The organism is Sorangium sp. So ce363 (genome assembly GCF_051520435.1).
GTDB lineage: Bacteria > Myxococcota_A > Polyangia > Polyangiales > Polyangiaceae > Sorangium > Sorangium cellulosum_B.
Genome location: NZ_CP150333.1, coordinates 1,813,411 through 1,833,925, shown reverse-complemented (window position 1 = coordinate 1,833,925; position 20,515 = coordinate 1,813,411). Strand labels below are relative to the sequence as shown.

Annotated in this window: 18 protein-coding genes; 8 read left to right on the top strand and 10 right to left on the bottom strand. The window is 72.4% G+C overall.

Annotation, left to right across the window (positions count from 1 at the left end):
* Nucleotides 1-18 precede the first annotated feature (18 nt).
* The 10 genes from WMF12_RS07025 to WMF12_RS06980 all read right to left on the bottom strand — a co-directional run bounded on the left by WMF12_RS07025 (nt 19) and on the right by WMF12_RS06980 (nt 11,326).
* Nucleotides 19-459 (bottom strand): DUF3037 domain-containing protein, encoded by a 441-nt coding sequence (locus WMF12_RS07025; protein WP_437869595.1) that lies wholly within the window; start codon nt 457-459, stop codon nt 19-21.
* Entirely contained in the window at nt 437-1,297 is an 861-nt protein-coding gene (locus WMF12_RS07020; protein ID WP_437869593.1) for a HipA family kinase, read from the bottom strand. Before WMF12_RS07020 ends, WMF12_RS07025 begins: the two co-directional genes overlap by 23 nt.
* 305 nt (nt 1,298-1,602) lie before the next feature.
* Nucleotides 1,603-2,646 (bottom strand): hypothetical protein, encoded by a 1,044-nt coding sequence (locus tag WMF12_RS07015; RefSeq protein WP_437869591.1) that lies wholly within the window; start codon nt 2,644-2,646, stop codon nt 1,603-1,605.
* A gap of 308 nt (nt 2,647-2,954) precedes the next feature.
* Entirely contained in the window at nt 2,955-3,500 is a 546-nt protein-coding gene (locus WMF12_RS07010; RefSeq protein ID WP_437869590.1) for a dihydrofolate reductase family protein, read from the bottom strand.
* Between the two features lie 243 nt (nt 3,501-3,743).
* Nucleotides 3,744-4,991, bottom strand: coding sequence for a hypothetical protein (locus WMF12_RS07005; protein WP_437869587.1), 1,248 nt, complete (start codon nt 4,989-4,991; stop codon nt 3,744-3,746).
* Nucleotides 4,992-5,603: 612 nt separating this feature from the next.
* Nucleotides 5,604-6,731, bottom strand: coding sequence for a hypothetical protein (locus WMF12_RS07000; RefSeq protein WP_437869586.1), 1,128 nt, complete (start codon nt 6,729-6,731; stop codon nt 5,604-5,606).
* Nucleotides 6,732-7,102: 371 nt separating this feature from the next.
* Entirely contained in the window at nt 7,103-7,573 is a 471-nt protein-coding gene (locus WMF12_RS06995) for a hypothetical protein (protein ID WP_437869582.1), read from the bottom strand.
* A gap of 10 nt (nt 7,574-7,583) precedes the next feature.
* Nucleotides 7,584-8,786, bottom strand: coding sequence for an MFS transporter (locus WMF12_RS06990; RefSeq protein WP_437744833.1), 1,203 nt, complete (start codon nt 8,784-8,786; stop codon nt 7,584-7,586).
* Nucleotides 8,787-8,831: 45 nt separating this feature from the next.
* On the bottom strand, nt 8,832-10,085 hold the full coding sequence (locus WMF12_RS06985; protein WP_437869578.1) for an outer membrane protein assembly factor BamB family protein: 1,254 nt from the start codon (nt 10,083-10,085) through the stop codon (nt 8,832-8,834).
* 29 nt (nt 10,086-10,114) lie between these two features.
* Nucleotides 10,115-11,326, bottom strand: a complete 1,212-nt coding sequence (locus WMF12_RS06980; protein WP_437869577.1) for a DNA polymerase IV — start codon at nt 11,324-11,326, stop codon at nt 10,115-10,117.
* 200 nt (nt 11,327-11,526) lie between these two features.
* Between WMF12_RS06980 and WMF12_RS06975 the strand changes: the two genes are divergently transcribed.
* The 8 genes from WMF12_RS06975 to WMF12_RS06940 all read left to right on the top strand — a co-directional run bounded on the left by WMF12_RS06975 (nt 11,527) and on the right by WMF12_RS06940 (nt 20,500).
* The gene (locus tag WMF12_RS06975; RefSeq protein WP_437869576.1) at nt 11,527-12,900 is read left to right on the top strand and encodes a hypothetical protein; all 1,374 of its coding nucleotides are present in this window, start codon (nt 11,527-11,529) and stop codon (nt 12,898-12,900) included.
* A 128-nt stretch (nt 12,901-13,028) separates the two neighbouring features.
* Complete coding sequence (locus tag WMF12_RS06970; protein WP_437744829.1) at nt 13,029-13,646, top strand: RNA polymerase sigma factor; 618 nt, start codon at nt 13,029-13,031, stop codon at nt 13,644-13,646.
* Nucleotides 13,647-13,651: 5 nt separating this feature from the next.
* Nucleotides 13,652-14,632: a tetratricopeptide repeat protein gene (locus tag WMF12_RS06965; protein ID WP_437873839.1), complete on the top strand. Its 981-nt coding sequence runs from the start codon at nt 13,652-13,654 to the stop codon at nt 14,630-14,632.
* Nucleotides 14,633-14,939: 307 nt separating this feature from the next.
* Complete coding sequence (locus tag WMF12_RS06960) at nt 14,940-15,209, top strand: HPr-rel-A system PqqD family peptide chaperone (RefSeq protein WP_437744828.1); 270 nt, start codon at nt 14,940-14,942, stop codon at nt 15,207-15,209.
* Nucleotides 15,206-16,273, top strand: coding sequence for an ATP-grasp domain-containing protein (locus tag WMF12_RS06955; RefSeq protein ID WP_437869572.1), 1,068 nt, complete (start codon nt 15,206-15,208; stop codon nt 16,271-16,273). The genes WMF12_RS06960 and WMF12_RS06955 overlap by 4 nt, the downstream gene beginning before the upstream one ends.
* Nucleotides 16,270-17,613, top strand: coding sequence for a diaminopimelate decarboxylase (locus tag WMF12_RS06950; RefSeq protein WP_437869571.1), 1,344 nt, complete (start codon nt 16,270-16,272; stop codon nt 17,611-17,613). The genes WMF12_RS06955 and WMF12_RS06950 overlap by 4 nt, the downstream gene beginning before the upstream one ends.
* Nucleotides 17,601-19,862: an urea transporter gene (locus WMF12_RS06945; protein ID WP_437869570.1), complete on the top strand. Its 2,262-nt coding sequence runs from the start codon at nt 17,601-17,603 to the stop codon at nt 19,860-19,862. Before WMF12_RS06950 ends, WMF12_RS06945 begins: the two co-directional genes overlap by 13 nt.
* A complete protein-coding gene (locus WMF12_RS06940) occupies nt 19,859-20,500 on the top strand; it encodes a tetratricopeptide repeat protein (protein ID WP_437716293.1) in 642 nt (213 codons plus the stop codon). The genes WMF12_RS06945 and WMF12_RS06940 overlap by 4 nt, the downstream gene beginning before the upstream one ends.
* The last annotated feature ends 15 nt before the right edge of the window (nt 20,501-20,515 follow it).

The window sequence follows — 20,515 nt, the reverse complement described above, 5'->3', positions numbered from 1 at the left end:
GGGCTCGCGCCGCGCCGATCAGCCCTGTCCGGACCGCCCTGGCCGCACCAGCGTCGCGAGCAGCCGCTCGAGCGCCGCGGCCGGGTCGGCGCCGAGGCCCGCGTGGACACGCGAGGGCTGGACGACGGTGCTCGCCGGGGACACCACCCAGCCGAAGCGCTCGGCCTGGGGGAGCTCGGCGACGTACCCGCACGCCCGATCGCCGGCGCAGACGCGGCGGATGAAGTCGAGGTGGCCGCGGACCGCCTCCAGGTCGAGGTCGGGCCAGAGGGCGAGCAGGCGCCGCTCGTCGGGCTCGAAGCGCGCGTCGAGGAAGCCCCGGGCGCGGCAGAAGAGGACCACCCCGACGTTGACGCGCTCGCCGCGCTCCACGCGCGGGACCACGCGCAGCACGGCGTAATCGAACGGGTCGGCGGCGGCGGGCGCGCCCGGAGGGCTACCGCCGGTCACGGGCTGCATCGAGCGCCTCCTCGACGAAGCCCCGCGGCGACGCGAGGCGGTGGGTCAGGTAGGCGGCGTACGCCGCGCGCCGCGCCGCGACCGGCGCCGCATCGGGCTGCGGCGCCTCGGCCGCGCCGGGCGAGAACGCGGACCGCCGCTCGCCCGAGGGCCGGGCGCGGGGGTCCTGGTCGGCCAGCCACGCGTCCGGGATCGCGGCGACGATCCCCGCGATGCGCTCGGGCGTGAGCCGGGCGCTCAGCGCGGCGTCGGCCGCGGCGAGATCGCCCGCGAACGGGAGCAGGACATGGCTCTTGACGAGCGGGAAGCGGTCGTCCGCGTCGGCGCGCGGGTCGGTCGCGTCGGTCCAGGCGTGGTGGACATAGAGCGCCGCGCCGTGGTCGATCAGCCAGAGGCGGCGGTGCCACAGGAGCAGGTTGGGGTTCTTGGGCGTCCGGTCCACGTTGCTCATGAAGGCGTCGAACCAGACGACGGCGGCCGCAAGCCCCGGGTCGATCGCCGGGCCGGCGAGCGGCTGGAAGGCGAGCGATCCGGGCAGGTAGTCGAGGGCGAGGTTCAAGCCGGCGCTCGCCGAGAGCAGGTCGGACAGCTCCGGATCCGGCTCGGCGCGCCCGAAGGCGGGGTCGAGCTCCATGAAGACGATCTCCGGCACCGGGAGCCCGAGCGCGCGCCCGATCTCCCCGGCGACGAGCTCCGCGATGAGCGCCTTCGGCCCCTGGCCGGCGCCGCGGAGCTTCAGGACATAGAGCCCGTCGTCATCGGCCTCGACGAGGGCCGGCAGCGACCCGCCCTCGCGGAGCGGGGTGACGTAGCGGGTCGTGTGGACGGTTCGGATCATGCTTCAGCAGCGTGGCGTGTGGCGGGGGAATTCCCCCGCCCCGCCGGAAGGATGAGGCCGCCAAGACGCCATGAGACGCCATAAGACGCCAAGATTTTATGTTTTTCTTGGCGTCTTTGGCGTCCTTGGCGGTTCAAAAGCCCCCACCTTCGGCCAAAATACGCCGCCACACCGCAGTTATGTGAGACGGGGAAGCTGGGTCGGGCTGGAGCGCACCGGGGAGCGCGCCCTCGATGATCGATGAGGCGGCCCGGACGCTCGCTCCGCGCAGCAGCGCGAGAGCGAGCGCCGCAGGCCCTCGTGGATCACTCGCCGAGGGGATCCAGCCTCGAGCCTGGCACGGTCTGGTAATCGCCGAGCAGGAAGTTCTGCAGCCCGTCCGTGAACTCGAACGGACCGATCACATGGACCACCTCGCCGCTCGCGCCGCCGGCGCCGCCCTCGCCGCTCGTGCCGCCGGCGCCGCCCTCACCGGTGGCGCCCGCCGAGCCGCCCTCGCCGCTCGTGCCGCCAGCGCCGCCCTCACCGGTGGCGCCCGCCGAGCCGCCCTCGCCGCTCGTGCCGCCAGCGCCGCCCGAGCCGCCCTCACCGCTCGTGCCACCCGCGCCGCCGGCGCCACCCGCGCCGCCGGCACCGCCCGCGCCGCCCGCTCCGCCCGAACCGCTCGTGCTGGCAGACCTCGTGACGGTGATGGAGTCGATATAGACGATGGTCGGGTTGGCCCAGGGCCCCTCGGCACCTGCGTCGACCTTGACGCCGATGCGCTTCACCTGGTCCTTTTTGAACATCTCGGACGCTGCGGCGGAGGCATCGACGTCGATGGTGAGCTCGGTCCACTCTTTCAGGTCGCTGAAGCTCGTCCACGCCCAGGGGACGCCCGCCCAGCCCTGTGCATTGCCGTTCTGCACGAAGACCTGCAGACCACCGCCGGTGGCGGTTTGAGCCTTCACACGGAACGTGACGGTAGCGCCGGTCAGGTCGACCACCTGAGCGAAGTCGAACTGGAACAGCGTCCCCGTGGAAGCCGTGGTGAGCGGCACAGCAAGCCGGGCGCAACCCGAGCAGCTCTCCTCCGGACCGGGACCGATGTCGGGGGCGCCGCCGCCCGCGCCGCCTTCGCCGCCTTCGCCGCCGGCGCCACCGTCGCTGCCGCCCGCGCCGCCTTCGCCGCCGGCGCCACCATCGCTGCCGCCCGCGCCGCCTTCGCCGCCTTCGCCGCCGCCCGAGCTGGTCGAGCTGCTGCGGGAGGAGCTCGACGTCGTGCTGGAGGTGGTCCCACCGCCCGCACCGCCGCTGCCGGTGGTGTCGTCATCACCGCAACCCGTCATGGCGAATGCGCCGACCAGCATCCCGCACATTGCCAAAGAAAGAACTGATCTCATCCTGACCCTCTCCTGATGTGCACCACGAGGCCACGCAGCCCGGGCCGCCGTTCGCCATGGCGGTTGCCACCGCCCGCTAGCTCCTCCGAGCCAGCCGCGTGGCGCAAGCTACCCTGGGCAGAAATTTTTCTCAACAGGCCAAACGTGTGAGCCCGGCAACCAGATGAGCCCCGTCGAGGCGCGGCGCTCAGCGCCCGCCCGACAAAAGCGCCGCGGCGGGCCCGACGACGGCGTCGCGACGGAATCGTGCGGCACGCCCTCGCCGGGGCGGCCCCTCAGGCCGCGCCCCTGCGCTTCACGTCGTACCGGAGGAGCGAGACGCCGTTCGTGTACGACGTCGCGCCGAGGAGCGCCAGCTCGACCTTCCTGGAGCTGCCGCCGAAGAGCCGGACCCCGTGCCCGAAGACGATGGGATTCACCTTGAGGACGAGCTGATCGATGAGGTCGTTATCGAGGAGGAAGCCGGCGAAGGCGCCGCCCCCGCAGAGATAGATATCGGTTCCGTCGCCCTCCTTCAGCCGCTTCAGGGCCGCGATCTCGTCACGATCCACGACCTCCACCTCGGCGCCCTCGCCGAAGCGGAGGGTCTTCGAGAAGATGTAATGCGCCATGTGCGGGTAGGCTCGCTTCCCCGGGACGAGCCCGAAGGGATAGCCCCACTCGTACGTCCTTCGCCCCATCACGACGGTGTCGTAGCCCTTCAGACGCTCGACGTAATCGGCGACGTGCTCTCCTTGCATCGCGAAGCCGTCCACCGAGCCGTCCTCGTGCGAGATGAAGCCGTCGACCGTCACCGCGATGTCATAGACGACCTTTCTCATTCGAATCCTCCTTGAAACGCTGTCCTGAGCTCGCCGTGGGTCGGTCCATCGAGCGCGCCGGGGCTCGGCGCGTCGAAGCCATTCTCATCGCGCAGCTCGCGCCAGCGCAACCAGAGAAAGCTCGCCGGGGGGCTGTCGAGCCCCTCCGGCTGGCGTTGTCACGAGTTCAGGCTGTTGGATGCTCTGGCGCGCCGTGCGTGCTTCGCTGCGTCCGGCGCAGCGTGCTCCCCGGCTGGCCCGGGATCACTCGGCGATGTGGGTCAGCAACGAGCCGGCCACCGGCATGTAGTTGCCGACCACCATCGGCTCCGCGCCGGTCGTGAACTCGAACGGACCCACCACGTGGATCACCTCTCCACTGGAGCCGCCGCCTTCACCGCCCGCGCCGCCGACACCGGCCGAACCGCCTTCGCCGCCCGCGCCGCCGACACCGGCCGTGCCGCCTTCGCCGCCGACACCGGCCGTGCCGCCTTCGCCACCGGCGCCGCCCACGCCGCTCTCGCCACCGGCGCCGACGTCACCGCTCGTCCCACCGGCGCCGCCCACGCCGCTCTCGCCGCCGGCGCCACCTTCGCCGCTCCACCCGCCGGCGCCACCTTCGCCGCTCCACCCGCCGGCGCCGCCCTCACCGCCGGCGCCGCCCTCGCCGCGCTCGCCGCTCGGTGCGGCGCCTCGCGCGGCGCTCGGAGTGCCGGGTTTCGTGACGGTGATGGAGTCGACGTAGAGGACGGTCGGGTTGGTCCAAGGCCCGGTGCCGCCCGCCGTGAGCTGGAGTCCAATCAACTTCACCAGGGTGCGGTTGAAGTTGGGACGCGATGGGGCCAAGGCGTCGACATCGATCGTGATCTCTTTCCAGTCTGCCAGCCCGGCGATCGGATTCCACGAATAGCCGATGTTCGCGTAGAACAGGTCCGCCCCGTTTTGCACGAACGGCTGCACGCCGCCGCTCGTGCCGGCGTGGGTCTTCACACGGAACGTGACCGTGCTCCCCGTCAGATCGACCGGCGAGGCAAACTCGATGAAGAACTGCGTCGCGGTATTCGCGGTCGTGAACGGCACGGACAGCCGCGCGCAACCGGAGCAACGCTCCTCCGGGACCGAGCCGCCGCCGCCTTCACCCGAGCTGCCGCCGCCTTCGCCCGAGCTGCCGCCGCCGCCAACACCCGGGCTGCTGCCGCCGTCGCCGGAACCACCGCCGCCATCGCTCGAACCACCGCCGCCATCGCTCGAACCACCGCCGCCGTCGCTCGATCCGTTGCCGCCGTCGCCCGCACCCCCGCCGCCATCCGCGTTTGAACCGCCATCACCCGCGCCGCCGCCGCCGTCAGAGCCCGAGCTGGTCGAGCTCGACGACGTGCTGGAGGTGGACGAGCTCCCGCCGCCCGTCCCGCCCGCACCGCCGCTGCCGGTCGACTCGTCGTCACCGCAACCCGTCATGGCGAACGCGCCGACCAGCACCCCGTACACCGCCAAAGAAAGAACTGATCTCATCGTGACCCCTCCTGGATAGGCCCCCGCGAGGCTGCGCAGCCGAAGCCGCCGTTCGCCGGAGCGGCTCTCACCGCACTCGATCGCTCCCGAGCCAGCCCCGCAAGCAGCGACATTATCCTGGACAGACAACTTTCTCAACAGCCCGGACGTGCGAATCCGTCACCAGAACCCAACGCGCTTGGCATCGTTCGGCGCTGGCGCTGCTGCGAGCGCGGCAGCCACATGAGACCACCTGTGGAGTCGAGCCCGAGCGCGGCGCAGCGGCCACATGCGACCACCTACGGAGTCGCGCAAAGCGAGGCGCGGCAGCCACATGAGACCACCTGCGGAGTCGAGCCCGAGCACAGCGCGGCATCCCGAGAGCGCAGATCAGCGCTCTGTCGTGCCAATCGCTTCCTCAGCGACCATCGTCGCCGCGACGACGCCGCCGACAGCGCACCTCGTTCATTCAAGGCACCTCCGGACGCGGCAGCGCGCTCGGCTCGCCGAGCGTGCCGAGCCCCTCGCCGTCGCGTCCGGAATCGTCGTCAGATCGGTGCAGAAGGATGCTTCAACACGTGTCTCGTGGACCTCCCTGACGGGGTACAGGGGGCGCCACGGGATAGCCAGGGGTCACGGGGCGACGTGGGTCACCGTCGAGCCTTCCACGGGCTGGTAGTCGTTGACCACCATCGGCTCCTCGCTCGTCGTGAACTCGTACGGACCCCTCACATGAATCACATCGACGCTGGAGCCGCCGCCTTCGCCGCCTTCGCCGCCTTCGCCGCCTCCGCCGCCTTCGCCGCCTTCGCCGCCTCCGCTGCTCGCGCTGCTGCTGCTGCTCGCGCTGCTGCTGCTGCTCGCGCTGCTGCTGCTGCTGCTCGCGCTGCCGCCGCCTTCGCCGCCTTCACCGCCTTCACCGCCCGCGCCTCCGGCCCCGGCCACCCCACCCGCGCCTCCGGCGCCGCTCATACCCCCCGCGCCGCCATCGCCGCTGGTGCCGCCCGCGCCTCCGGCGCCGCTCATCCCCCCGGCGCCGCCTTCACCCCCGGCGCCGCCTTCGCCGCGCTCCCCGCTAGGGCCAAAGGAGAAGCGCTGGCTGCTCGGAGCCCCTTCGCCTGTGCCGGGTCTCGTGACCGTGACGGAGTCGACATCAACAACCGTCGGATTGGACCAGGGCCCCGTGTTGCCCGCCGTGACCTGAACCCCGATCATCTCCACCACGGTGCGGTTGAAGTTTGGATTTGCCGGAGCCAGCGAATCGACATCGATCTTGAGCTCCGTCCACTGTCCCATGTCGACAAGCGGGTTCCACGAGTAGCCGATGTTCGCATAGCCGAGATCGCCCCCGTTCTGCACGAACGGCTGCAGAGCGCCGCTCGTGCCGGCACGGGTCCTCACGCGGAACGTGACGGTCGCGCCGGTCAGGTCGACCTTCTCGTGGAAGAAGATCATGAACTGTGTGGCCTGCATCGCCCTCGTGAGCGGCACGGAGAGCCGCGCGCAGCCAGGGCAGCCATCGCCCGGATCAACGACGCCTCCACCCACACCGCCGCCGGCACCACCACCTGCGCCGCCATCACCGGTGGTTGCTGCGCCGCTCGAGCTGCTGGTCGCGCCCGTCAAGCCCGACGATGTGCTCGGGGGGAAGGGGAAGCCCCCGCCCGTACCGTCCTGGTTCGCGGGGTTGTCCGTGCAACCCATGACGGCGAACGCGAAAACCAACAACCCACACCCCGCCGTGGAACGAACTGTTCTCATCCTAGCCCCTCCTAGATCCATCCCGCGAGGCCCCGGCCAATGCCGCCGTTCGCCTTCAGCGGCTCCGACCGCGCCCGAGCTCCTCCGAGCCAAACAGCACGGGACGAGACTATCCTGGACAGAGCAACTTCTCAACAACACGGACGTGCGGATCCGTCGTTACAGTTCAGCGCATTTCGCGATCAGCGACGCCGGCGCCAATGCGCGTGAAGAGGCCACATCATGCCACCTGCGAAGTCGCGTCCGGAGCGCGGGCGCCCGCCGGCACCAACAGCTGAGCGTCCCTGGCTGCTCGGCCGTGGTGTGATGTCGAGGCGACGGCGGCGCGCGGTGCCCGTGGCGAGGCCCCATCGGTCATCGGGGCGCAGGGCTCAGCGCCCACCCGGCGACGGGGCCGCAGTGGGGTGGAGTAGCATCATGGCAATGGCGATCACATAAAACGAGAGGCCGACCAGCAGGAACGCGATGGCGACACGGTAGATCGTTGTCTTGCGATCGCGGTAGGCGAGCGAGGCGAAGAGCCAGCCACGCAGGTCGTCGCCCGGTTGCTGGGTGAGCCAGCGGATGTGCTGCACACCCCAGACGATCAGGGTCGCGGAGAGCAGGACGATCGCCACGCCGGCGATGATCAGCCCCTGCGCGTGGGGGCTGGTGCCGGCGATGAGGCGGCCGGAGAAGCCGGTCGTGGTGATGACGATGCCGCACAGACCGATGAGCACCTGAGCGCGGTTGTGGAGCACGGAGAACTGCCGCTCCAGGATCCCGTGGATGACGTCCCAGGACCCGGCGCCCACGAGCTTGATGAGCCGGTCCACCTCGTCCTCTCTCTCGATCTTCTTCATGACAGGCGCCCTAGCACCGCGGCGCCGGCGCCTCATCACGCCGCGCCGCGCGCGCGACGAACAGGCCGAACGCCGCGCTCGTCAGCGCGACGAGGAGCGCGCCCGAGGCCCACAGCACGGGGCGGTGCCCGTAGCGATCGACGCCCATCCCCACGACGGGCCCGAGCAGCACGAAGGCGAGGCGGAAGAGGAAGCTGCGGAGCGAGACGCAGCTCGCGCGATCGCCGTCGGGCGCGAGGCGCTGCTCCTCGTGGTGGAGCAGCGGCATGTGCAGCCCGCGCACGAGCGTGAGCAGGAAATAGAACGCGACCCCGAGCACGTGGCGCGAGAGCGCGAGGCCGAGGTACCCGGCCGCCACCAGGACGACGCACGCGAGCAGCGTCCCCGTCATGCCGAGGCGGCGGCCGGCGCGCTCGCTCAGCATCGAGCCGAGCGCGGTGGTGAAGCTCGCGAGGGCCCACATGGGGCCTATCCACGCGACCGGGGCGCCGGCCTCGGTCGCGTACAGCGCCATGAGCCACGTCGGCAGGTACGACGCGAGCGCGAGCGCGACGCCGAGCAGCAGCACCGCGCGGAAGTCGGCGCGCTCGAACAGCGCGTCGCGCACGATCGCGCGCATGCGGCCCAGGTGGTCCTCGACCTTCGGCTCGGCGCGCCGCGTCTCGCCGAACCGGAGGGCGATCCCCGCCGCGAGCGCCCAGGCCGCGGCCTCCATCGCGAACGGCAGGCGGGACCAGCGCGCATAAAGGAAGCCCGCGGCGAGCGCGGCGCTCCCCGAGGCGATCTGCGCGATCGAGCGCATGCGGCCGTACCAGCGGGCGAACTCGTGCTCTTTGCCCTGCTCTCGCAGCGAGTCGAAGAGGAGCGCGGAGTCTGCCCCCGAGACAAGGGAGAACCCGACGCCGAGCACCAGCTCGGCGAGCAGCACCGACCAGAGCCCGCGCGAGAGCGCGTAGAGGACCCAGCCGGCCAGGATGCAAAAGGAGGCGATCACGAGCGCGCGGCGGTGGCCCAGGCGATCGGCGATGTAGCCCGACGGGAACTCGAAGAGCGCGATGCTCAGGCTGAACGCGCCCTGCACGGTCATCATGGTGGCCACGCTCATGCCGATGTCCTGCGTCCAGAACAGCGGGAAGATGGCCGCCGGGAACATCAGCGATTGAACGCCGTGGTAGACGCAGATGCGCCAGGGGTTCTGCTGGACGGACGACATGGCGGGGAGCCCTGGAGCCCGCGCTGCCGCGGGCGCGCCGGAAGCCTAGAACTCGGTCCCGATCATGTACCTGAGTTGCCCCGTCTTCAGCGAGAACACGTAAAGCGCCGTCCAGCTGGCGAAGAAGACGTCGTTCGCCGAGATCGAGATCCCGGACGAGACCTGCGACTTCTTGTGGACCTGCACGTCCCACAGCCGCTTGCCGGTGCCGGCCTCGAAGCAGGCGAGGCGCGTGCCGTCCTTGTGATCCTTCATGTCATAAGGGACGACCAGGAACCCGCCTTCATAGGCCCCCGCGTCCACCCCCGTGGGCCTCGTGGTCAGCGGGTCGACGCCGGGCACCACCATCTTCCAGAGGACCTTCTTCTTGTCCACCGCGGCCACCATGCCGACCTGGCTGCCCTTGCTCCGGCCGCCGAGCAGGAACCGCGGCCCGGGCCCGCTCGGGATGATCGCGCCGCTCACCGACATGCCCTCGACCTCATGCGACCCGGGCAGCCCGAGCTCGTCGAACTCGTGCCAGCGGGCGAACCGATAACCGGGCGCCTCTTCCTGGATCGAGCTCGGAACCGTCTTGCAGGCCGCGCCCTTCGCGAGCTCGCGCCGGGTCCCGGTCGCCGGATCGAGCCCGTGCTTCACGTCGTCGACCGTCTCGACGACGATGACGCCGTCGCCCTGGCACAGCCGCCTCGCCTTCTCGCCGAGCAACGCCGACCACGACGGCGTCCCGGTGCGCAGATCATAGGCCTGCGCCTTGCCGAGCGCGTCGATCGAGATCAGACGGCCGGAGGCGATCGCGCGCCGCGCCTCGTGGTTGGCCGCGTCCTTGGTGAGCGCCGCCGTCTTCCAGATCGGCTTGCCGTCGCGCCCGTCGTAGGCCGCGATCCACTCCTCGCCGGCGGGGACGTTGCTCTTGCCGATCACGTCCGGCGCGCCGTCGCCGTTCACGTCGGCGAGCATCGGCCGATCGCTGAAGTACGCCTTCGGTCCCAGGCCGGGGAGCGGCGCCGACCGGCCCTTGGACGGCCCCGACGCGCTGAACACGAAGGCGCCGGCGGCCGCGCCGGCCACGACCATGGCCATGACGACCGACATCACGATGACCCCCGCCGCGTTGCTGGACGGCGGGGCGACCCGGACGACGTGCATGCCCTGCGGGATCGGCGCGGTGGTCGGCTTCCTGCCGCGATCGATGAGCGACCGCGCGCCGCAGTACTGGCAGGTGACTGCATCCATCGCCGGCTGAATCGGCAGCGGGGCGCCGCAGCGCGGACACCTGGAATCGACGATACGAGCCATCGTCCCACTCTACACGAGCTCGAGACCGTCTATTTCTTCTTCTCGCGCTCGCCCGGGGCCGCGCGCGACGTCGCGCGGCCCGAGGGCGGGGGTTCCAGCAGCGCCGCGCGGGTGAGCCCCTTCCCACCGAAGCGCTCGGCCACCTCCGCCACGACGCCCTCGAGGCGGCGGCGGCGCTCGGACGCGACCGGGAACAGGCTCAGCGTCGGGCCGCCGGTCTCGCTCGTCAGGTCGCTCGCGGCGACGCCGACGAGCCGCACGGGCCGCGAGAGATCGAAGCGCGACAGCAGCCCCTTCGCGCAGGTGTAGATCGAGTCCGTGTCGCTGACCGGCTCGGACAGCGTCGTCTGGCGCGTCCGCAGCGTGAAATCCGAGTACTTGAGCTTCACCACCACCGCGCGGCAGGACAGGCCCGCCTTGAGCAGGCGCCGCGCCACGCGGCCCGACAGATCGAGCAGCCAATGCTCGATCGGCTCCCTGCCCCGGAGGTCCTCCTCCACGGTCTCCTCCGCGCCGATCGACTCCGCCGCGCGGCCCGGGACGACCGCGCGCTCGTCGACGCCCGCGGCGAGCAGCCGCACGTGCTCGCCCCACGCGGGGCCGAGCAGCTCGTGGAGGCGCGGCGCGGGGCAGCGCGCGAGATCGCCGATGGTCGCGAGCCCCGCCGCGCGCAGCCGCTCGGCCGCGCGCGGGCCCACGCCCCACATGCGCTCGAGCGGCAGCGGCGCGAGGAAGGCGGCGACGTCGCCGGGGACCACGACGAGGCCGTCGGGCTTCCGCAGATCGCTCGCGATCTTCGCGGCGAACTTGCAGGGCGCGACGCCCGCGGAGGCCGTGAGCCCGGTCTCGTCGCGGATCGCGCGCTTGATCTGCGCCGCGATCGCCTCGCCGTCGCCGAAGAGCGCGCGGCTCGCGGTCACGTCGAGGAACGCCTCGTCGAGCGACAGCCCCTCCACGAGCGGCGTGAAGCGGCGGAAGATCGCGAAGACCTGCGCGCTCACCTCGGCGTAGCGGGCGTGCCGCACCGGCACCACGATCGCCTGCGGGCAGCGGCGGAGCGCCTCGACCATCGGCATCGCCGAGCGGGCGCCCGAGGCGCGCGCCTCGTACGACGCGGCCGCGACGACGCCCCGCCGGGAGGCGCCGCCCACCAGGACGGGGCGGCCTCGCAGCGAGGGGTCGTCGAGCTGCTCGACCGACGCGAAGAACGCGTCCATGTCGATGTGGAGGATGTGTCGCATCGGTGCTGCTCTTCTGTACCGCCTCGCCGCCCGCGCGCCGCGGTGAAGCGGGTGAAGCGCCGAAGCGCTGAGCTGAAGGCCGAACGCCCGCGGCGGCGCCGTGCTGCGCGGTGGCGTCGTCGCTCGTTTGCTGCTACGGGTCGACTCTACTTCTTCCTTCGTCAGCCGGACACGTTGGACCGCGTCGCGGATCGTGAGTCATGACGTCGAGCGCCGCACGACCGAACTGCCCCCGTTGCGCCGCGCGCCGGCGCAAGGCGCCCGCGCTGCTCGCGGCGGGGTGGCTCGCGCTGGCGTCGGGCGCGGCCGCGGCGGACGAGCCGCGCGCCCCGGAGCGCGCCGGCGCGGGTGATGCGCCCGCGGCGCAGCGCGCGCTCGTGCTGATCGTCGCCGGGCGCCCGGGCTCGCCGCTCGAGGCGCACGCCGCGGCGCTCGTCGCGGCGCACGTCCGGCCCTCGGGCGTCGGGCTCCACGTGGTCCGGCGCGCGCCGGCGCCCGCGCTCGATCTGCACGAGCGCGTCGCGGCGGCGCGCTCGCTCGTGGAGCAATGGTCCGCGCACGGCGCGCTGTGGATCGAGGCGGGTCCGGGCAACGAGCTCGCCCTGTATCTCTTCCCTCGCGGCGGAGAGCGCGTGTACTCGCGGCGGTTCCCTGCGCCTCCCGGGCGGACGTCCGTGGCCGTCGAGGCGCTCGCGAACGTCGCGGGCTCGGCGGCGGCGGAGGCGCTGGAGGGGCCCATCACCGGGGCCGGGATGGCGAGCGTCGACGTCGGCGGCTCCGAGCAGGCCGCGCCCGCCGCGCTGGCGCCCTCGCCGGCGCAGGCCGCGCCGCCGCCGGACGCGCCCGCGCCCCCCGCGGCCCCTCCTGCCCGGCCACCATCGCGGCCCGCACCAGCGCCGGACGAGCGCCCCGCGCCGCCGCCCTCGACGCTCGAGCACGCCGACGCCGCGTGGTGGCGGCGGTGGTTCCTCTCGGCCGGTTATGCGGGCGGCACGTTCGGAGAGCACGTCCCCTGGCAGAGCGCCGTCTCGCTCTCGCTGTCGTGGGCGCCCACGCCCGATTCGTACGTCGGCGCCGGCTACGACTGGATGGACACACAGCACCTCCAGGTGGAGCGCGCGGGCCTCGATCTGGATCTCGATCGGACACCGCTCTTCGCGAGCGGGGGCCACCGGTTCGACATCGGGAGCGGGCGCTGGGCCTTCCATCTCGGCGGCCGGGCCACCTTCGACGTCGTCTCGCGGAGCGGCGCGTGGCGAGCGCCGCACGCGCCCTGGAGATCGCCGGATCCGCCGGAAGCGTCCTCGCCGGAAGGACCGCATCTTTCGTCCGACAAGCGCGTGACCGACCTGCTGATCAGCGTCGCGCCCACGACGGGGCTGAGCCTCCGGATCTCCGATGAGCTCCGCATCGCCCTCTGGACCAGCCTCGACGTGCCGCTGAACCGGCTCTCGACCCCCGCGCCGCGGGTCGCCGATCTCCAGCCGGATCCCCTGCGCTTCCTCGGTGGGATCGGCCTCGAGCTCGGGCCGGCCGCGCGGAGCGCCCCGCCTCGTACGGTCGCGGGGCGGTGACGACGGGGGCGCGGCGGGCTCTCGCCGCGTCGGGCCACCGTCGCGCCGGGCCACCCTCATAAAAATGACCCGATCGTGCCCGCGGGAGGCACAGGGTCACCGTGATCGTGGATGGACAGGCTCTCCTCATGGGTGTGCGCGTCACGGAGGGGACGCGCGCTCACCAGGCCGAAGGTCCCCTCGTCTCTTCCATCGATCTCGAGCGGACCCGCCGCGCCGGGGCGGGTGATCCCGCGGCCCAGGCGTGGCTCGTGGCCAGGCTCCTCCCGGGCGTCCGGCAGGTCGCGCAGGCGTTCCTGCGGCGCTCGGCCGACGCGGACGACGCGGCGCAGCTGGCGATGCTCGCCATCCTGAGGGCCGTGCCCGCGTACCGGGGCGAGGCCGTCATCGAGGGCTGGGCGCGGCGCATCGCCGTGCGGACCGTGCTGCGGTACCTCCGCGCCCTGCGGCGGCGCGACGCCCCCATCGCAGGCGACCTGTCGGACGCCGAGGAGGTCCCGGCGTCGTCGCGCGGGAGCGCCCAGGAGGCGCTCCCGCGCCACGTGCGCGATTACCTGGGGGAGCTGCCCGAAGCCCAGCGCGAGGCGCTGATCCTGCACCACGCGCTCGAACACACCGTCGATGAGATCGCTGAGATGACCGACGTCAGCCCGGACACCGTGCGCAGCCGCCTGCGCCTCGGGATCGCCGCCCTGCGAAAGCGGGTCCGGCAGGACATCGCCGTCGGCCGGAGAAGATCGCCGTGAAGACCATGATGGCCCATGCCTCGGACGAGGAGCGCTGGATCGCGATCGTCGCGGCCGAAGGTCGCGGGACGCCGATCGGGCCCGAGGACGCCGCGTTCCGCCGCCGCTACGAGGAGGCTCACCCGGAGCTCGCCGGCGAAGCCGCGCTCTGGGCCGACCTCGGCCGGCTCGGCGCGCGGCGCGGCGGGGCTCTCGGCCCCGTGGACGACGACGCCCTCGCTGCGCGGATCCTCGCGCAGGCCGCCGGCGAGGCGGGGGCGCAGCGCGTCCCTGCGCCAGAGGAGCGCCCCAGGCGGCGCGCGATCGTGCGGCGCGGGGTCGCGGGCACCTTCGCCGGCGTCGCGCTCGCGGCGACGTTCCTGGCCGCGCTCGCGGCCGAGCTCCTGATCGACCGCGACGTGGCGCCCCCGCCCCCGCGCGCGCCAGACGCGGCGCCCGCGCAGGCCAGCGCCGGGATCGAGCCGCCGCCGCGCTCCCTCGACGTCCAGCCCGCCGCCACGGCGCCCGCGCCGAAGGAGTCGCCCGACGCGGGCGTGGTGGAGGCCGCCGGCGCGGCGGCCGCTCCGAGGGCAGCGCGCGAGGGCCACCGCGGCGAGGCGCACCCCGGTCCGAGCGCCGACGAGCTGCTGCGCGACGCCCAGCTGGCGCTCGCCGCCGGCCGCGACGCCGATGCGTCGGCCGCGTACCTCGCGCTGCTCGCGCGCCATCCGGGCAGCCCCGAGGCGCGCGTCGCGCTCGTATCGCTCGGCCGGCTCTCGCTCTCCGGCGGAGATCCCGCCACGGCCCTCGGCTATTTCGAGCGTTACCTCGCGGCCGGGCGCGGCGGGCTCGGCGTCGAGGCGCGCTATGGCCGCATCGAGGCCCTGCGTCAGCTCGGGCGCGGAAGCGACGAGCGGGCCGCGATCGACGACTTCCTCTCACGCCACGGCGACAGCGTCTACGCGGCCCGGCTGCGCGCCCGCGCCGAGGGCGCGGCCGAGCATTGATGGATCGTTGATCCTCCTCGCGACACACGGTCAAATTCATTGACCCGCTCTCGCCCCCGGCGGGCACAAGGAGGGCAGGCAGCCGCGCCTGAAGCGCCCCGCTCTACTACTCCAGCCGCACCTGGTCCGAGGCGCGGCTGGAGGCCTGAGGAATACCCTCATTTCGTGGCCCTTTTCAGCGAATTGAACAGGGAGGCTGGGAGACAGGGAGTATTTGAATCTCTCCTCCCCGTCTCCCCGCCTCCCTGTGAATTTTCTAAGAATTTCACGGTCGGCGCCCCAACACCCTTAGAACGAGGAGGCTCGCGTGAGCGCGATCCTGCGATTGAAAGAGCTTGCACTCAGCGATACCGGATTCGTGTTCGATCCCGCGTCGGGCGCGACGTTCACCGTCAATCCCACCGGCCTCTGCGCGCTCAACGCCATGAAAGAGGGGCTCTCGCGCGAGGAGGTCGCCGCCCGGCTCCGCGAGCGATTCGACATCCGCGGGGGCGACCCGGCGCGCGACGTCGGCGAGTTCCTGGAGCTCCTCCGGCAGCACGGCCTCCTCTCCGCGGAGCCGGAGGGAGCCCAGTGAAGACGAGGCCCCGCACCATCGCCGTCACCGGCCTCAACGCGACTGACAACCCCGCTCCCGGCGTGGGCGTCATCCGGGCGCTCCGCGCGGGCGGCGACGCCTCGATTCGCCTCGTCGGCCTCGCGTACGACGCGCTCGATCCCGGCGCGTACGCCGGCGACATCGTGAGCGACGTGTTCATGATCCCCTATCCATCGCAGGGCCTGGAAGCGTTCGTGTCCCGCCTCGAGTACGTCCACCGGCGGGTCGGGCTCGACGTGATCATCCCGACGCTCGACGCCGAGCTGCCCTCGTTCATCGACATCGCGCCGCGGCTCCGCGCGATGGGGATCGGCACCTGCTTGCCCACGCGCGAGCAGCTCGATCTCCGCTCGAAGGCGAGCCTCGCCGCGCTCGGCGCCCGCGCCGGCATCCGGGTCCCGCGCACGGCGGCCCTCTCGGACGCCGACGAGCTCCTGCGCATCCACGAGCGGGTGCCCTACCCCTTCCACGTGAAGGGCGTGTTCTACGGCGCGACGCTGGCGACGACCTTCGATGAGGCGGTGTCGGCCTATTACAAGGTGATAGCCCAGTGGGGCCTCCCGGTCCTCGTCCAGGAGCACGTGACCGGGGAGGAGCTCGATGTGGTGGCGGTCGGCGACGGAGAAGGCGGGCTCGTCGGCGCCGTGCCGATGAAGAAGATGCTCCTCACCGACAAGGGAAAGGGCTGGGCCGGAATCACCGTGCGCGACCCCGAGCTCGTCGGCATCGCGCAGGCCTTCGCGGAGGCGACGCGGTGGCGTGGCCCCTTCGAGGTCGAGGTGATGCGCGACGCGCACGGGCGCTATCACCTCATCGAGGTCAATCCGCGCTTCCCGGCGTGGGTGTACCTGAGCGTGGCGGCCGGGATGAACCTGCCTCGCGCCGTGGTCGATCTCGCCGCAGGCGCGCCGATCGAGCCGCTCCGCGGCTACGAGGTCGGCGCGATGTTCGTCCGCATCTCGATCGACCAGGTCGCGCGGATCAGCGACTTTCAGAGCATGGTGACGACGGGCGAGCTCGTCCGTTCAGGAGGCCTCTCGTGAATAGCCCGGTCTACGAATCGCCCAGCATCGTCCGGCACCAGATGGGGGCGATGAACAAGTTCGGCCGCCTCCAGGGCGTGCGGCCCCTCACCCACATCGACGGAGTCGCCATCGCCGATCTCGTCGCCCAGCACGGATCACCGCTCTTCGTGTTCTCGGAGCGGACGCTCGTGAGCCGCTACCGCGAGCTCCACGGCGCGTTCGCGCGCCGCTGGGCCAAGGTGCGGATCGCCTGGTCGTACAAGACGAACTACCTCGAGGCGATCTGCCGCACGTTCCACCGCGAAGGCGCCTGGGCCGAGGTGGTCTCGCCCTTCGAGTACGACAAGGCGATCCTCGCGGGCGTCCCGGCCGAGCGGATCCACTGGAACGGCCCCTACAAGCCCGACGCGGCGCTCGCGCGCGCGGTCTCCGGCGGCTCGATCATCCACATCGACAACCTCGATGAGCTGGCGCGGATCGAGCGGGTCGCCGAGCGGGTCAAGGCGCGCCCGAAGGTGGCCATCCGGGTCAACATGAACATCGAGGGCCTCGCGCCGTGGAGCCGGTTCGGCCTGAACCTCGAGTCCGGCCAGGCCAGGGAGGCGGTGAGCCGCCTCGTGAGCGGAGATCGCATGGAGCTCACCGGGCTGCACTGCCATATCGGCACGTTCATCCTCGACCCGGGCGCCTACGGCAAGGCGGCGTCCAAGCTGGCGCGCCTCGCCAACGAGATACGCGCCGCGCACGGGATCCGGCTCTCGTTCCTCGACCTCGGCGGCGGCTTCGCCTCGAAGAACACGCTCAAGGCGCAGTACCTGCTCGGCGAGCAGGCGTCTCCGTCGTTCGAGCGCTACGCCGAGGCCATCTGCGACGGCCTCGGAGAGCTCGACTGTCCCGCCCGGGAGCTCCCGACGCTCGTCCTCGAGACGGGCCGCGCGCTGGTGGACGACGCGGGGTACCTCATCGCGACGGTCGAGGCCAAGAAGCGCCTCCCCGACGGGCGCAGCGGCCTCGTGCTCGACGCGGGCGTCAACCTGCTCTTCACCTCGTTCTGGTACAAACACGATGTCGTCCCGGCGCAGGAGTTCAGCGCCATGCAGGAGCCCACCGTGATGTTCGGCCCGCTGTGCATGAACATCGACGTGGTGCGCGACACCATGCAGTTCCCGGCGTCGTCCCCGGGAGATCGGCTCGTGTTCCGCAACGTGGGCGCCTACAACGTGACGCAGTGGCACCAGTTCATCACCCTCCGTCCGGCGGTGGTGATGGTGGGCGAGGGAGGCGCCTCCTGCATCCGCCGCGCGGAGACGCTCGACGATTTCCGCGCCGTCGAGGACGTGCCGGCATGGCTCAGGTGATCCCCGCGCCGACGAGCGACGCGAGCGGCGCGGCGCGCGCGACCGGGACGGCCCGGCGCCGTCGGGTCGCGGCGGCCGTGAGCTCGCGGCTCGCGAGGAGCGGCGTCGTCGAGATGGGGGAGTCGCTCCTCCGGGTCTACGCGCACATCCTGTTCTCGCGCTCGCCGGCGGTGGGGCTGCTCGTGATGCTCGCGACCGCCACCGTGCCTCGCGCCTTCGTGTTCGGCGTCATCGCGGCGTGCGCGGCGAACGGGGCCGCGCTCCTCCTCGACCTCGAGAAGGACGCCGTGAGGGACGGGTCGTACGCGTACAACGCGCTCCTCGTCGGCCTCGGCGTGGCGCAGTCGTTCACCGCGGACGGCCCCGCCGTCGCCGTCGCGCTGCTCGGCGCCGCCGCGTGCGTGGTGGTCACGGCGGCGCTGCGCTCCCTCTCCGGTCCCGGCTCCGGCGGCGCCGCCGGCCTGCCGGTGCTGTCGCTCCCGTTCATCGTCGTCTTCCACCTGACGCTGAGCACCTCGGCGTTCTCCGGGCTCACGCTCGCGGCGCCCGCGCAAGCCCCGCTCGCGTTCGAGGGCCTCCCCGCGCCCATCGCGCTGTTCGCGCGGTGCCTCGGCGGCCTCTTCTTCCTGCCCCGCGCCGACGCGGGCGCGCTGGTGCTCGCGGCGCTCCTCGTCCACAGCCGGATCGCCGCGCTCCTCGCCGCGCTCGCGTTCGCGGCGGCGCTCGGGCTCGCCTCGCGATGGCTCTCGCTCCCAGACGGCGCGCTCGACGTGCTCGGCTACAACGCCGTCCTCACGGCGGTCGGGCTGGGCGGCGTCTGGTTCGTCCCCTCGGCGTCCTCGTTCGCGCTCGGCCTGTCCGGCGCCGTCGCCGCCGCGCTCGTCACCGCCGGCGCGATGGCGCCGCTCGCGCGGCTCGGCGCGGCGCCGCTGATCCTGCCGTTCAACGTCACCGTCGTCGCCGTCCTCCTCGCGATGCGTCGGCGCGCGCGCGACGAGCGGCCCAAGGCGGTGGATTTCCTCCCGGGCACGCCCGAGCAGAACCTCGCGTACCTCCGCACGCGGCGCGCGCGTTTCCAGCAGTCGCCGCACGCCGTGAGCTTCCGGCTCCCGTTCCGCGGCACGTGGACGTGCACGCAGGCGGTCGACGGCGCGTTCACGCACAAGGAGCAATGGCGCCATGCCTTCGATTTCCAGGTGATGGGCGAAGGTGGCCTGGCCTTCCGCGGCGCCGGGAGCGCGCCGCAGGACTTCCACTGCCACCGGCTGCCCGTGGTCGCGGCCGCCGACGGCACCGTGGTGAAGGTCGAGTCGAGCGTGCCCGACAGCGACGTCGGCGCGATGAACCTCGAGCAGAACTGGGGCAACCACGTCATCGTGGCCCACGCGCCCGGCGTGTACTCGATGGTCGCGCACCTCGCGCGCGGGACGCTCAAGGTCGTGGAGGGGCAATGGGTGAAGCGGGGCGACGTCCTCGGGCTCGCGGGCAGCTCGGGTCGATCCCCCGAGCCGCACCTGCACTTCCAGCTGCAGTCGACCCACAAGCTCGGCGCGCCGACGCTCCCGTGCCGGTTCAGCGACGTGGTCACGGTCGGCGAGGAGGCGCGGCTCTGGCCCAGCCTGGAGCCGCGGGAGGGCGACGCCGTGCGCTCCATCGAGGCCGACGAGGACGTGTCCGCGTACTTCGGCTTCACCTGCGCCGACACCTGGGCGTACCGCGTCGGCGCGGACGTCGAGCGCGTCACGTGCGACGTCGACGTCTACGGGCGGCTCCTGATCCGCTCGGAGGACCGCGCCGCGTCTCTCTTCTACGGCAGGAGCGACGACCTGTTCACGAGCTTCGACGCGGTGGGCGACGACGCGTCGGTCGTTCACCTGCTGCGCGCGGCGCTCCCGCGGGTGCCGCTCGAGGGCAGCGCCTCGCTCCGCTGGGCGGACACGCTGCCGGCGCGGCGATTCCGCGCGTTCGCGCTCCGGGTGCTCGCCGACTTCGTCGCCCCCTTCCTGCCAGGCGACGGGATCGAGATGGACCTCAGGATGCGCCGCGAGGGCGACCTCCTCGTGGTCCTCGGCGAGTCGCGGCGGCGCGATCGCCGCGGCGAGCCGCTCGTGCGGACGCGGGCGGAGCTCACGAGGGGCCGAGGGCCGCTCAGGGTCGAGGTCACGGCGCAGGGCCGCACGCGGGTGGCGGAGCGGGTCCAGGGCGCCGGCAGGAAATTCACCGTGTCATTCGGCGAGGAGACGTCATGAGAGCGAGTCGATGGTTCTTCGTGATGCTGGTCGGTTGTGCGTTGAGCGGCGTCCCTTCCGGGGCCGCTGACGCGGAGGGGAGGCCGGCGGACCTGTTCCAGCTGTCCTATGACGCCGAGGCCGCCGGGAAGGCGCAGGACGCGCTCGCCGCGCTCGATCGCCTCCCTGCGCCGCAGAAGGATGGATACGTCGCGGAGCTCCGCCGCGGCTGGCTCTATCACAAGCTCGGGCGCAACAAGGAGGCCGTCGACGCGTACGGCAGGGCGAGCGCGCTCGAGCCGAGATCGGTCGAGTCGCGCGTCGGCGCGCTGCTCCCGCAGATGGCGCTGCGCCGGTGGGCCGACGTGGAAGCGACCGCGCGGAAGGCGCTGCAGCTCGACCCCGCGAACTACCTCGCGAGCCTGCGGCTCGCGTTCGCCCTGTACAACCTGGCGCGCTACCCGGAGGCCGCGACGATCTACGGCCGGCTCGCGGAGATGTACCCGAGCGACGTCGAGGTGCGCTCGGGCCTCGGCTGGTCGCTGCTCAAGATGGGCAAGGGCGGCGACGCCGCGCGGGAGCTCCGGCGGGTCCTCGACATCGCGCCCAAGCACGCGCTCGCCCGGGACGGCCTGCGCGCGGCGGGCGTCTCGAACTGACGTGACCACGCCGCG